The organism is Chryseobacterium sp. (assembly GCF_022712095.1).
Lineage (GTDB): Bacteria > Bacteroidota > Bacteroidia > Flavobacteriales > Weeksellaceae > Chryseobacterium.
On the sequence record NZ_JALAHD010000050.1, the window covers coordinates 1 to 13,692 of the forward strand.

Below are 13,692 nucleotides of genomic sequence, written 5' to 3' on the forward strand. Positions count from 1 at the left end.
GACTTAAAATTCCCCAATGAATTTTTATATCATTAAATTTAAATGGATTTCCAAATTCATTTCCATTAGATATTTGGAAACTCATTAGCCCGATAGGGATAAAGAAGTTGAATCCCAGGCCTACACTGTACAGTTTTGGTTTTACATTGAGAGCCTTATTGTTAAGCTGTCCGTATTGTCCAAAGAGGTCAAAAAATGCCTGGCTTCCTATGAGATACCGGTATTCCAAACTACCATAATAATAAAAGTCGGCTGCAAGGGAATTTTCATTAAACCCCCGCATGGAATTCCAGCCTCCGAATCGGTATAATTCGTTGGCTGAAAAATCAATCTTAGAATCCATCATTGCGCCCTCTGCTTTAATATTGAGAAAATGGTTTCCTGATATATGATAATTATGTTCCCCAAAGAAATAGAATTGGTTTTGATTGGCCTTAATGTTATCAGCGGTATAGGTTGCTGTCAGGAAATCATATCCTGCATTGATTTTTGTTTTATAAAGAAAAAGATCAATATCTGTAGGCTCGGTCATTTCGTACCATATACCTATCCCTTTTTTATTATAGTCTTTTCCTTCGATATATAAAGTATCAATGATACTGGAAGTTTCAAAAGTACCTCTGAAACCTATTTTCTGTCGGTTATTAATATGGTAATAGAGAGAAGGCTGCAATTTTACATTGGCATATGTAGAATCCTGTCTGAAAATATTAATTTTCATATTTAGACCGACATTAGATTTGAATAAATAAGGAATATCTGTTCCAAGATCAAAAGTTTGCCCTTTGTCCGGATTTCTCTGCCAATATATATTGATGGTTTCAAAACCATTGAACATATTTTTAAAATTTACATTTAAAGTTCCGTTCAACGTAAATTTATCGGTTTTATCATTTCCAAAACCAATTACGCCGTCGAAAGTATTGGTTTTCTTTTTTTCAAGAAAAAGATAGATTTGTGTAGAGTCTTTAGTGAATAGAGTTTGTGGTGGACGTTCTAAGCTTACAAAAGGATGGCTCTGAAAATTTTTATTAATAGCTATAAGGTTTTTGTCATCGTACGTTTTCCCCTTAAATTCCTTTTCTAGATTTTTGATAAACCGTTTGGGAACGTTACTATATCCTTTTACAACAAATCCATTAATAGCTCTTTTGTCATTTTTATTAATTTCCAGTTCTACAATCGGATATCCGTTTTTCTGTCCCTTATATTTAGATTTAAGTCTGCTGAAAGAATACCCTTCATCAATATAAACTTTATTGATACTTTTTTTAGTAGAATCTAAATTTTTAGTAAAAAAATCTTTTTTAGTTTTTAATTTTAGGGCCAGAGAATCTGATAGGTCTACATAGGTTTCGTTATAGTTTTTTCCTTTATCATAGAAGATCTCCGTACTGTCCCCTTTTATTTTGACTTCCTTTAACTGTGTAAAGAAATAATTGTTTTGAGCAAGAGAATCCAGAAACTTTACTGCAGAAATGGAATCTTTTACTTTTTTCTTTGTATGAGTTTCCGAATCAATAAGCCAATACTGCTTTTTCTGCGCTTGTGTAAAAACGCAAAACAGGACAAAGAATATTTTCAAAAACAGTTTCAAATTCCTTTATAACTTAAAGCTAATCCAGTTTATTATATTTTTTCATTAAATTTTCATAGATATTCTGAGGAAGAATCCATTTCAGAGGAACTCCTATCTTCTGTCCGAATTTACCAAAATAATAATGAGCTTTCCATTTCTTTTTATTCAGAAGTTGCTCTATGTATTCTGCTACTTCCAGCGGCTCTGTTCCATCATCCACATGGCTGTTCATTAAAGTATACACCTTATTAAAGATTTGCTGATAAGGTTCAGATACTTTGGTTCTTACCCTGTTTTCTGCGATATTGGTTTTAATATCTCCTAAATGAAGGGAGCATACATCAATATTCCATGCGTAAACTTCGTACCGCATAGCCTCAGTTACTTTATCTAAAGCTGATTTTGATGCGGAATAAAATCCTCTGAAAGGAAGTCCCATTTCGCTGCCTATACTTGAAATATTAATAATTTTTCCGAATTTATTCTCACGCATTTTAGGCATTACGGCACTCATTGTCTGAACTGAACCTACAAGATTAAGGTTGAATAATTTGAGAATATCTTCTTTTGAAGAATCTTCTACGGCTCCCACCATTCCCATTCCTGCGTTATTAATAAGAATGTCAATTCTTGTTTCAGTTTTTAAAACTTCTGCAACGGCATTCTGAACGGCTTCATTTTCTGTAATATCTGTAGGGATAGACTTGAAGTATTGACTTTCGATATGTTTTCTGCTTAACCCATAGACTTTATGTCCTTTTTTTCCGAAGTATTCAGCCAAAACAAAACCTATTCCTGATGAAGTTCCTGTAATGATTATGGTCATTTAATTAATATGATTTTAGCTTATTTATGATCGGGAACTATTTCTTATTCTAACTATTTATTAATGAAAGAATAGCTTTCAGCCGAATGTTCCCATATTTTCAGCAAATGTAAAAAAAGTAAAATGAAGTCTGTTAATTTATTTAAGCTTAACAAGATTACATGTAAATCATTAATAAATGATAATCAATAAAATAAAATTATTTTAAAATTTCTATAAATAATATATGTTTCTTTCGTTAATATTTATTAATTAAAACGTAAAGTAGTGTTAATGTCTTTATGTGGTGTATATTTTACTTTTACGTCCAAAATAAACTATGAATGTAATTAAAACTATTTCGATGAACTGTCTGGCCAGGCAGGGTTTTTTAATTGGGGCTGTATCTATGTCGCCAGTAATGTTGTCTCAAAAGAAAGATACTCTTAAGGAAAAGATGATAGATGAAGTGTTGGTGGTAGGGTATGGAACTCAGAAAAAGAGTAAAATATCCGGAGCCGTTTCTAAAGCGCTGTTAGATAATGTAAATTCCAGATCTTTATCAGGAGTCGGAGAGGTACTTCAGGGAAAGACTCCCGGTGTGACGGTCGTAAATGAAGGAGGAGACCCTAATGGCTCTCCCAAAGTTAATATCCGAGGCTTAGGTGGGGTTAACGGGGAAATTCCCCTGTATGTTATAGATGGAGTTGTTTTTAATGGGGTCCCGTCCATCAATCCTAGTGATATTCAGGATATATCCGTGCTTAAAGATGCTTCGGCAGCCATTTATGGAGCACGGGCATCCGGAGGGGTTATTTTGATTACGACCAAGAAGGGGAAAAAGGGAAATCTTACAGTAGATTTTGATGTTAAATATGGTATTAACCAGGCATGGAAATTAAAAGAATCACTGAATGCTGCTGAATTTCAGAATGTAATGCGTACAGCTTATGACAATGCGGGAAAACTTAGCAGTTTACCATTGGCTTTTAATGCAGAACTATATCCGGACGGAGGAGTAACCAGAACAGACTGGATGAAAGAAATTTTTAGAACCGGAACACTTCAGGAGTATAATATTAACCTGAGCGGAGGTAATGAAAAATCTAATTTTTTTGTAGGGATGAACCACAGAAATTTAGAGGGAATTCTTCTCAATACTCAGGCAAAAAGGTATAATTTCAGAGTTAACTCTGAACATAAAGTAAAAGACTGGCTAACTATCGGGGAAAATATGTACTATAATTATTCTGATGGGAATACGGCCAATACACAAGATGGATATACCGGAGCAATATTGGCAGCACTATATTATCCGCCTAATGTACCTGTGTATACTTCGACAGGCGCATATTCGGGGCTTCCTATTGAAGTAGCGGGAGGATACGGTGATGTGATTAACCCTGTTGCTTATCTCCAAAGGATTAGTATAAAAAATCCCACTCATGAGATTTTAATTAATCCTTATGCAGAAATTACTTTAGCGAAAAATCTGAAATTTCGTTCTAATTTTTCCCAGACCTTTAAACTGGGAAACATAAAAAACTTCACTTACCGGGTTCTGGAAATCGGAAAAATTTTTGATACAAATAGTTTAGAATATCAGTCTAATAATTCATCTACCTCTTTGGCTGAGCAGCTTCTTACTTATAAAACTACATTTGGTAAGCATAATTTTGATTTCTTGGCAGGTTTTACTTTTCAGAAAACAGTAGATGAGGGATTTGCGGCTAAAGCTTATAATTTTAAAAATGAAATGGAAATTTTCCAGTATCTGCAAAATGCATCAGATGCTAATAAAGATGTTTCCAGTTACAGGTATCAGCAGTCTTTAGTATCATATCTTGCCAGAGTAAATTATGATTATGCAGGGAAATATATTGTGAGTTTGTTAGGACGAAGGGACGGTTCCTCACTGGTGGCAGAACAAAATAAATTTGCAAATTATTATGCACTTTCGGGAGCTTGGGTGATGACGAGGGAAAACTTCATGAAAGATATTTCCTGGCTTTCTAATGTAAAGCTGAGGGGAAGTTATGGGATTTTAGGTAATTTAGGAGGGATTTCCTCTCAATCTGTAAACCCTTTAATGATTAAAGATGATAATGTCATTTTTGGTCAGGATCCTTCTCAGAATATAGCCTACTATATATCAACTCGTGCTAATCCTGATTTGAAATGGGGGAAATCGGAGCAGACTGATTTCGGGTTAGATGCTTCTTTTCTTCATAACAGTCTTTCTTTACAGTTTGATTATTTCGTAAAAAATTCCAGAGATCAGATTTTTAATCAAAACTTATTAAGTACGTCAACCTATATTAATCAATATGTGAATGCCGGACTGTTTCAGGATAAAGGATATGAAGTAGGAATTAATTATAGCAGTAAAAATAAAGGTAATTTCAATCATTCGATAAATGCAACCTTTAGCCAACTAAAAAATACGGTTAAGCAATTGGCTGGTGTTAATGAAATGTCTATTACCAGTAATGCTATAAGAGGAGTCTTAGCACCAACCCGTGTGACGGTGGGAGAAGCTCTTTATTCTTTCTATGGATACAAAACGGGCGGTATTTTCCAGTCTCAGGCGGAAATTGATAATTATAAAGATGCTAATGGAAACCTGATACAGCCTAATGCGAAACCGGGAGATATTAAATTTCTAAAAAAAGAAGGTAATACAGGAACTTTGAATAGTAGTGATTTTGTTAATCTTGGAAACCCTTATCCCAAGTTTTCTTATGGTTTTTCATATAATATGACATGGAAAAACTTTGATTTAAATGTCTTTTTTCAAGGAGTTTACGGAAATAAAATTTTTAACGGGCTGAAGTTTATCTCTATGAATCCGGGAGGTGCAGGGCAAAATTATAATATGGAGAAAGGGGTGCTGGATGCCTGGACACCGGAAAATACAGATACGGATATTCCGAGATTAGTACATGGAGACCCTAATGGTAACTATTCCAAGGTGTCAGATTTCTATGTAGAAGACGGTTCTTATTTAAGATTAAAAAATTTAACCATTGGATATTCTTTACCCAAAGAACTTTATAATAAAATTAATGTGAACAGGCTGAGAATCTATGTGACGTCCGGGAATTTGTTTACGATTACAAAATATACAGGTTTTGATCCTGAAGTAGGAATGAATAGTTATGGAGTGGATATGGGAAGATATCCTCAGTCACGATCATTTATTTTCGGTATAGAAGCCAGTTTATAGTTTAAAAATTAAAAAAATAGAAGATGAAACTTTTCGAAAAAATAATCTTAATATCATTATCCTTAATACTTGTGTCTTGTACTAATGAATTAGATGTTCAACAGGAGGGAACCCCTACTGAAGCTAGTTTTTGGAAAACAGAAAATGATTTGATAACGGGAGCCAATGCCATGTATAAACCTTTGTTTGAAGCGGAATTTTATGGGAGAGGGCTTTTCTGGCTGATTAATGCCAGTGATGATATGGTGACCGGAAGAGCAAGAAGTGAAGCTGATAATGCCAAAAATTTTAACAGCAGCTATATTGCAGCTGGAGACCTGGAAACCCAATGGAACAGAAGATATACTGTAATAGGTGTTGCTAATCGTGTGATAAGAAATGTGGGAAATATTCCGACTTCAGATGCTGTTAAAAATAAATATTTGGGAGAAGCGTTGTTTATGAGCAGCAGGATGTATTTTGAGCTTGCTTATAGCTATGGTAATGAAAAGGCAGGAGTGCCGATTATAGACAGGACGAAGGAACCGGATATAAATCCTATTCCCAGAGCAGCTAATGTAATGGAGAATTATAATTATATCGTTAATGATCTTAAGCAGGCTGCAGAATTATTGCCCACTCAGGAAGAACTTCCTCCTGCTGATTATGGAAGGCCTCATAAAGTAGCGGCATGGGCGCTTCTTTCAAAAGTGTATTTATTTATGAAAGATTGGGAAAATGCAGCCTATTGGGCTAACGAAGTAATGACAAAGGGAAACAGGAGCCTGCTTGCTAATTATGCCGATGTTTTTAAATCTGAAAATAATTACAGTTCAGAATACATATGGTCTATTCCGGGAACTCCTAAGTTTACTGCTAGGGGAAGTATTCTTCCAGGGGTAGTGCTTGAAAATAAAGGCTGGGGAGAATATAATGGCTGGGGATATTTTCAGCCTACAAAAGAGCTTTATGATGAGTATGAAGCCAATGATGTCAGAAGAGGGGTTACGATTTTAAAACCGGGAGATGTGTTCACTTTTAATGCTAAAGAAAGAATTTATTCTTCTACCAACTCTCTTACGGGATATCAGTTTAATAAATATATGGATGCTTTTAAATATCCTTTAAACAGTGGGCGTGTAAGTGCAAATGGAGATTATCCGTGTACAGATCTGGCAGTGCCTATTATGCGGTATGCGGAAGTAATCCTGATAAGGGCTGAAGCTTTGCTGATGCAGGGCAAAAATGCTGATCAGGACATTAATATGATTAGGCAAAGGGCAGGATTGGCAGCCAAAAGCGGCTGCACCCTGGCGGATCTTAAACATGAAAGAAGATGTGAGCTGGCCGGAGAATGGGCAGACCGTCACAGAGACCTGGTACGTTGGGGAGATGCCCAGAATACATATGCTCAGGCGTTACATGGAGTTAACGGGCAGGAAGTTTGGGCTCCAAGAAATTTTAACCCTGCCATACATAATGTGTGGGCTGTCCCGCAGGTTGAAATTATTAACAGTGGCGGTGTTATCAAACAAAATGAGGGATGGTAAAGTTATGTATATCATACGCTATACCAGAATAGAGAAGGTAGAATATAATTAATTTTTAATAAAGAGTATGAAATTATCAAAAATATGGGCAATATTAGTGCTGGTAGTTTTTTCCAAAAGCCAGGCACAGAATTATTTGAATTATAGTGTGGGAAATGCTCACTCACATAATGATTATATGCAGAAAATACCATTTTGGACTGCCTATTATGCACAATTTGGATCTATTGAAACAGATGTCTTTTTAGTTGAAAATAAACTATGGGTAGCACATACGAAGGAAGATCTATCTCCTGACCGGACTCTGGAAGGACTTTATTTGGATAATATTTCAAAACAGATCAAGATCAATAAGGGTAGTATTTATCCTGATCCGTATAAAAAATTACAGGTATTGATTGAGCTTAAGCAGAGTCCCAAAGAAAGTATGAATGTTCTGATTAATACGCTGAATAAATATCCTGAGATTACACATAACCCGAATGTTAAAATTGTAATTACAGGACTTAAGCCCGATCCTGCAGACTTTTCTGGTTATCCGGATTATATTTATTTTGATGGTGATGTGAATCGGGATTATACAGATAACCAATTAAGGAAAATAGGCATGTTCAGTGCTAATCTACCGGATATTATACAATGGAACGGAAAAGGTATTCCGAGAGATGAAGAAAAAGAAAAGGTGAAAGAAATTATTGATAAGGTGCATTCTTTACATAAGCCGGTACGGTTTTATGCGGCTCCTGATTTTCCTAATGGATGGTTAAATCTGATTGGGCTTGGAGCAGATTATATCAATACTGATAATATTCCCGAGCTTGAAAAATTTATGAATACAATTCCCCGAAACTTTTATAAAAATACGGGAGAATATGTGGTCTATACTCCTACTTATAAAACAGATGGAATAAATACTAAGGTAAAGAATATTATTTTACTGATTCCGGATGGGACATCTCTGCCCCAGTATTATGCCGCTTTTACAGCTAATAAAGGAAAATTAAATGTATTTAATATGAAAGCAACAGGGATGTCGAAGACGAACTCATATGATTCTTATATTACTGATTCTGCTCCGGGCTCTACAGCTTTTGCTACTGGAGTGAAAACTAAAAATACATTTGTGGGAGTAGACCCTGAAGGAAAGGATTTGGCTCAGATACCAGATATTATTGCAGAAAAAGGAATGTCCTCGGCATTGATATCAACTGGAGACATTGCTGATGCTACACCTGCAGATTTTTATGCACATTCAGATAATAGATCCCATATAGATGGTATCGTAGGCGATTTTATTGGTTCTAAAACCAAAATTTTAATAGGAGGGGCAACGAAGGGGTTAACAGCTAGTAATGAGAAGAAGATGAAGGAGGCTGGTATTGAGGTCTATAATAGCCTCAGATCATTAAATAAAATAAATAATCGTTTAATCGTTGCCGATCCGCTTGCTTCCCAAAAAATCACTGAGGGGAGAGGAGAGTGGTTGGGAAATGCTTTTGATATTGCATTAAATGATTTAAAAAGAAATGAAAAAGGCTTTTTTATGATGGTAGAAGCTTCTCAGACCGATGGCGGAGGACATACTAATAATATGGAGCAGTTAGTGACCGAATTGCTGGACTTTGATCAGGTTGTAGGAAAAGCGTTAAAATTTGCTGATGAAAATAAAGAAACACTTGTATTAGTAGTAGGAGACCACGAAACGGGAGGTTTGACACTTTTAGATGGAAATCTTGATAAAGGTTGGGTATTGGGTAATTTTAGTACGATTGATCATACTGCGATTCCTTCCAGTGTATTTGCATATGGGCCTGGCTCTAAGGATTTTATAGGTGTATTTGAAAATACGGAGATCTTTCATAAGGTATTAACGGCTTATGGCATTGATAAGTAAAGGGGCTTAGGAGCTTGCGCTTTTAAACGATGTAGAACTTTCAATTCTATGGATATTGCTAACTGTAAAGTTCAAATAAATATTCTGATGGGTTTATTATGTTGAAATTAATTAAAAATATAAAAGTAGGCTTAAAGTAAATATTGTTATCTCATTTTGGAGAAAATAATTCGGTGTGGTGGTATTTTAAATAATAAAAAGAGCAGGTAAATGACCTACTCTTTTTATTCTATAATGTAAGAAGTTTAATTAATTATTAATTGAAAAGTTTGTTTTGACAACGAGTTCTGCCAGTTCTGCACTCACAAAATCCATAGGAATAATTCCATAAGTTCCCTGAGTATTACTTTGGAAAAAGCTTTTTACTTTGGGATTGATATTATTAGAAACTGTAGGGATATTTGGTATTCCAAACAAAAGAGGTTTGTATCCGCTAGTGAAATTAAGGAAAAGCTTACCTGAAGAATTACTCTTAGCTTCATTTAACAAAGCAGAAATATAGGACCATTTAGTGTCATTATTGGAAACTTTATAATAATCCTGAATTTTTACAGCCGTGTTAGGGTCTTTATTAATTTCAAAAGTTGTATTATCAGCCCACTGAGTGACATCAATTCCTTTAGGAAGAGCTTCGGCAGGAAATCTTCTTAACAGTCTTATTTTTCCTCTTATTTCTCCTATTGAAGGGATATTATTTCCTAAATCCCATTTTGATGGATTTTTTTGAACATAAGAGTCGAAGGTTTTCTCAAAAGTTCTTGTATTGTTTGAGGGATTATACTCTTCTTTAACGGACATGATAATGGTTTCCGTAGGATGACTCTCTAAAAATGTGTAACAAGCGTTTAATACATCATCAAAATTGATGTTTTGAGAAATCATGCCGTGGTATATACTAAAAGAATTATTTACATGTCTGCAACGGATATCCAGAAAACGAACTCCTATATTCAGCTGTTCACTTATACTGAGATTCTGGTTTTTTGCCGTACCACTGTTGGCTGGGATTTCTATAGTAGAACCGGAATCGTGTGTTCCGGGAATTGATATCTGTGAAATAGAGGTGTTATTCTCTAAACCTGACATCCAGTTACTTATCCCGGCTGTAGCTAAAGAAAAGTTGCTGACTTCTTTAGAATTAAGGCTGGATGTAAATCTGTTATTACTGTCCTGTTCATCCATGGATGCTACACTTTCTGAGCAAGAGAAGAGAGTGCTTACGAGCACGATACTAACGAAAAAATTGATTAGGGTTTTCATTATATTGCTTACTTTTTGTTTGCCCTAAAAGTATACATATATGGCCTTGATAGAGGTTAATTGAATTTTAACATATGATTAATTTATTTCTATAAAATATGTTAAAATTAATTATTTTTAAATATGTTTATATTGAAATTTATAATGTTTTATTTTATCAATAATGGGTTGTGTAAAATATAAAATTAGTAACAATTGACACTGAATAATGATCATTGATAAGAAGTTTGATAAAAAAAATCCTGATGATAATAACCATCAGGAATTATACTATTCTAGTCGCAGTATTAACGTATTGTTTCTCTTTTTCGCTGCTGTTAATTAATTTAATGATTTACCAGCATACCGGAAAGGTCTCTCCAGAACATGGGATAAGATTTTTCTACCACATTTTCATCTTCAATATTAAATTCTTCGAAAAGACAGAACGGAGCAAATGCCATCGCCATTCTATGGTCCTGATATGTTTTTACAGAAATATTTTCTTCAGGATTATTAAAACTAAGAGACTCAATGGTGAAATCGGTAATCTCGGTCCTTGTTCCGAATTTTTTAAGCTCATTTTGTAATGCAGAAAGCCTGTCGGTTTCTTTTACTTTTAAAGTTCCCAGTCCGGAAATTTCAAAAGAAATTTTCAATGCTGAAGCCGTTACACAAAGTGTCTGTGCAATGTCAGGACAGTCATTCATATCAAGAACAATTTTTTCAGGAAAAGAAAAATGAGGGTCAGGATTTAAACTGATAGTGTGATCACTTTCTGAAAAAGTCGTTTTTACCCCGAAAAATTTCTCATAGATTTTTGAAATGGCGGAATCTCCCTGAGTAGAAGCTGTGAAGAAACTTTTTAAATGAATTGGCTCTCTTCCTAATGCACAAAAAGAATAGAAGTAGGAAGCGGAACTCCAGTCGCTCTCTACTTCGAAAGAATGAGTCCCTGTGCTTTCATCAAACGGTTGAACTGTAATGGTGTTTCCTTCAAATGTATTTTGAATTCCGAATCGTGTTAAAATATTCAAAGTCATTTCAATATATGACCGGGATGTTATTTTACCCACCAGATTAATGGTTAATCCCTGATCTAATTTTCCGGCAATTAAAAGTAAAGAGGTAATGAACTGGCTGGAAATATTAGCCGGAACATTCACTTGTGTTTCAGTAATTTTTCTCCCGATAATTTTCAAAGGAGGAAAACCTTCATTTTCCAGATATTCAATCTGTACTCCTAGGTCCCGTAATGCACTGACTAAATTTTTAATAGGTCTTTCCTTCATTCTTTTTGATCCCGTAAGAATGGTGGTTTTGCCTTCTGAAATTGAATAATAGGAGGTCAGGAATCTCATGGCTGTCCCTGCGTGATGTATATCTACGGTTTCAGAATCTTCTGATAAAGCCTTTTTTAGGAGCTGAGTATCCTGTGAGTTGGATAAATTAGTGATTTCAATATTTTTAAACAGACTTCCCAAAATCAACAAACGATTCGAAATACTTTTCGAACCGCTGATCTGAACTGTCTTATTTCCGAGTAGTTTAGATTTTTCTAGTTTCATTACTTCTTGATATTTAGAATCTATAATCAAAAATTTCAGATTCTAAATCATTTTAAAACCTGAAATTTCTATAGATATTCTATTTTAATTTTTCATTATTCTGATGTCGGTCTTTATCCCGTTCGGTTTTAACTTTCATTTTTTTGTCGAAAGCTTCCTGAAGGTTTACGCCGGTTTGATTGGCTAAGCATAGTGTAACAAATAATACATCTGCAAGTTCTTCTCCCAGATCTTTATTTTTATCACTTTCCTTTTCACTTTGTTCACCATATCTTCTGGCAATAATTCTTGCCACCTCACCCACTTCTTCTGTCAGCATTGCCATATTGGTTAATTCATTAAAATAACGAACACCCACCGTTTTGATCCACTCGTCGACCTGTTGTTGCAGTTGAGTAATTTCCATTATTGATATGCTCCTAAGGTTGGACTTGAAGTTCTTGATACATTCACAATATCTGTGGGAACACCCGCAGCTACAGAAACATCTCCTTTATTTTTGGGCGGAGAATTCTGCTGAACTCTCATATTCATTTTGGCGATAGAATAATTAACAAACAAAGGATCTTCATTTTTGATACTTTGGATCACATTGGTATTATTGTCAAATGGGAAACCTGCTTCAGAGGTGCCGGAATATTTTAACAAACAGTTTTGGAACTGGAAATTAAATAATTGCCCCGGAGTCTGTTCAAAGTTGACGGAGTTATTACGGTCAGAATATACGATACTGTTTCTTACATTCAGTTGTAAAGCTCCCTGTTCGGTTTGTCCCGAATTATTTTGCCATTCATTTGTGGCGAAAATTCCATATCTGTTGTAAGAGGCTAAAGTTTTAGAGTAATTAGCAATGGTAGAATGAATGAAATTATAAATACCTCCCTTAAAGATTCCTATACATGATTCTCCACTGTTATTCATGACCAGATTATTAGCATTAATAGTAGAGTTGACAGCGTAGATTCCATATTCCTGAAAAGTATGGATAAAGGAGTTTGTGATTGTTGCAGTAGTTTGTCTGAGATCTAGACCTCTTATCCCTCCAAATAGCCTTGCGTGGTTCATACTTAGAATAGAATTAGTTTCCATTCTGATGGAATTCCAGTTATTTGGAATAGTATCGTAGTAAGTATCGTTTCTGTCACCTCTTAATATGACTTCGTTATCAAGAGCTCCATTGATATTTAAAGTGGCTCCGGAAGAAACTTTCATGCCACTGTTTTTGTGGAAATAGACTTTCGTTCCGGGCTGAATATCCAAGGTTATATTGGGGTTTACAGTAAGATCACCGTAAATAATTTTTGCTTTATTATTCGTCCATGTTGTATTACTGCTGATCACATTCGGATTGGTGGGACTATGGATAAAAAATTCAGCATCCTGAACCACAGAAAATAAGGTTACATGCTGCTCTCCCGCAGCACTTGTAAATAAAACACGGTCTTCAGCTATAGCTTCCGGACCAGATGCTTCCGGCGCGATCTCAACAAATATATAAAGACTGTCTTTTTTTCTTAAAGGAACATTCTGGAAGTTGTATCCTGCTTTTCCGTCTACGTTGATCTTATAAAGAGAAGAAGCTCCCTTTTCCAGTCTGATACTGGGAATAAGAACGTCTTTATTTTCATTATTGAATACTTTTACAAGATAAGTTTCTGAACGTACCTGATGATAAACGGTATCACAAAATACCGTATCTGCAGAAAACCTTAATTCCTGTGAAGGACTGTCAAATGTAATATCATCTTTATTACAGGATACAGCCATAAGAATTAACCAAAAGGAAAAAGCCAGTAGTAGTTTGAGTTTCATTAAAATTAAATTTAATCGATTTCAAATGTAACGAAAATAC

At 34.9% G+C, this 13,692-nt stretch carries 9 protein-coding genes; 3 read left to right on the forward strand and 6 right to left on the reverse strand.

The features are described from left to right. Together Q0A18_RS02480 and Q0A18_RS02485 are read right to left on the reverse strand one after the other, a co-directional pair. On the reverse strand, positions 1 to 1,585 hold a 1,585-nt coding region (locus Q0A18_RS02480), incomplete at its 3' end, for a hypothetical protein (RefSeq protein ID WP_292008591.1). 31 nt (positions 1,586 to 1,616) lie between these two features. Next, positions 1,617 to 2,405, reverse strand: a complete 789-nt coding sequence (locus tag Q0A18_RS02485; RefSeq protein ID WP_292008592.1) for an SDR family oxidoreductase — start codon at positions 2,403 to 2,405, stop codon at positions 1,617 to 1,619. Between the two features lie 319 nt (positions 2,406 to 2,724). Here Q0A18_RS02485 and Q0A18_RS02490 point away from each other — a divergent pair, with 319 nt between their 5' ends. From Q0A18_RS02490 to Q0A18_RS02500, 3 genes are all read left to right on the forward strand, one after another. Next, on the forward strand, positions 2,725 to 5,610 hold the full coding sequence (locus tag Q0A18_RS02490) for a SusC/RagA family TonB-linked outer membrane protein (protein WP_292008593.1): 2,886 nt from the start codon (positions 2,725 to 2,727) through the stop codon (positions 5,608 to 5,610). Between the two features lie 23 nt (positions 5,611 to 5,633). Next, positions 5,634 to 7,139, forward strand: coding sequence for a RagB/SusD family nutrient uptake outer membrane protein (locus Q0A18_RS02495; protein ID WP_292008594.1), 1,506 nt, complete (start codon positions 5,634 to 5,636; stop codon positions 7,137 to 7,139). A gap of 67 nt (positions 7,140 to 7,206) precedes the next feature. After that, entirely contained in the window at positions 7,207 to 9,033 is a 1,827-nt protein-coding gene (locus tag Q0A18_RS02500; protein ID WP_292008595.1) for an alkaline phosphatase, read from the forward strand. A 249-nt stretch (positions 9,034 to 9,282) separates the two neighbouring features. Here Q0A18_RS02500 and Q0A18_RS02505 read toward each other — a convergent pair whose 3' ends face one another. The 4 genes from Q0A18_RS02505 to Q0A18_RS02520 all read right to left on the reverse strand — a co-directional run bounded on the left by Q0A18_RS02505 (position 9,283) and on the right by Q0A18_RS02520 (position 13,652). Continuing rightward, on the reverse strand, positions 9,283 to 10,293 hold the full coding sequence (locus tag Q0A18_RS02505; protein ID WP_292008596.1) for a phosphatidylinositol-specific phospholipase C: 1,011 nt from the start codon (positions 10,291 to 10,293) through the stop codon (positions 9,283 to 9,285). Positions 10,294 to 10,619: 326 nt separating this feature from the next. After that, positions 10,620 to 11,840, reverse strand: a complete 1,221-nt coding sequence (locus Q0A18_RS02510) for a 3-phosphoshikimate 1-carboxyvinyltransferase (protein WP_292008597.1) — start codon at positions 11,838 to 11,840, stop codon at positions 10,620 to 10,622. Between the two features lie 79 nt (positions 11,841 to 11,919). After that, positions 11,920 to 12,246 carry a nucleotide pyrophosphohydrolase gene (locus tag Q0A18_RS02515; protein WP_292008598.1) on the reverse strand — a complete coding sequence of 109 codons (327 nt, stop codon included), beginning with the start codon at positions 12,244 to 12,246 and terminating at the stop codon, positions 11,920 to 11,922. Then, entirely contained in the window at positions 12,246 to 13,652 is a 1,407-nt protein-coding gene (locus tag Q0A18_RS02520; protein ID WP_292008599.1) for a hypothetical protein, read from the reverse strand. The genes Q0A18_RS02515 and Q0A18_RS02520 overlap by 1 nt, the downstream gene beginning before the upstream one ends. Positions 13,653 to 13,692 lie beyond the last annotated feature (40 nt).